This is a genomic window from Thalassotalea sp. G20_0 (assembly GCF_017744175.1).
GTDB lineage: Bacteria > Pseudomonadota > Gammaproteobacteria > Pseudomonadales > Endozoicomonadaceae > Endozoicomonas.
This window is the reverse complement of sequence record NZ_JAGHQV010000324.1, coordinates 1-778: the sequence shown is the minus strand read 5'-3', so window position 1 is coordinate 778 and position 778 is coordinate 1. Positions and strand designations below refer to the sequence as shown.

Sequence of the window (778 nt, the reverse complement as noted above, 5' to 3'; positions counted from 1 at the left end):
ACTTCAGCGGGTGTTTTTACCCTTCATAGGCCCGTGGATGAGCGTGTTAAGCTTACTCAGGCTGCCTTATTGTTTACTCTGCTTGATGCAATAATATTCAAATGCAACCAAAAATCTGAAGCCAGGGACATTGATGCCCGGGGAATCGCCAACCTGCTGTGGGCCATGGCGAAACTGGTGGACAACGGGCAGGAACAAACACCAGTACTCAAAGAGGCTGTGGCCGCACTGTTATCCCACGTGAACGCACAGAAAAAACAATTCACTCCTCAGGGAATCGCCAACTTGCTGTGGTCCATGGCGAAGCTGGTGGACAACGGCCAGGAGCTAACATCAGAACTCAACGAGGCCGTGGCCGTGCTGTTGCCCCACGTAGACGCACAAAAAGCTAACTTTAAACCTCAGGAAATCACCAACCTGCTGTGGGCCATAGCGAAACTGGTGGACAACGGGCAGCAGCAGACACCAGAGTTCAACGAGGCCGTAACCGCGCTTTTGCCCCTCGTGAACGCACAGAAAGCTAACTTTAAACAACAGGGTATCACCAACCTGCTGTGGGCCATGGCGAAACTGGTGGATAACGGACAGGAGCAGACACCAGAATTCAACGAGGCCGTAGCCGCGCTGTTGCGCTTCGTAAACGCACAGAAAGGCCAATTTATTCCTCAGCATATCGCCAACCTGCTGTGGGCCATGGCGAAACTGGTGGACAACGGGCTGGAACGGACACCAGAGCTCAACGACGCCGTGGCGGCGTTGTTGCCCCACGTTAATGCAC

General features: G+C 53.7%; 1 protein-coding gene. It reads left to right on the top strand.

Annotation, left to right across the window (positions count from 1 at the left end; all coding sequences use genetic code 11):
- Positions 1 to 33 precede the first annotated feature (33 nt).
- A partial coding sequence (locus tag J7438_RS26305; RefSeq protein ID WP_209278982.1) for a DUF1601 domain-containing protein occupies positions 34 to 778 on the top strand: 745 nt, incomplete at its 3' end.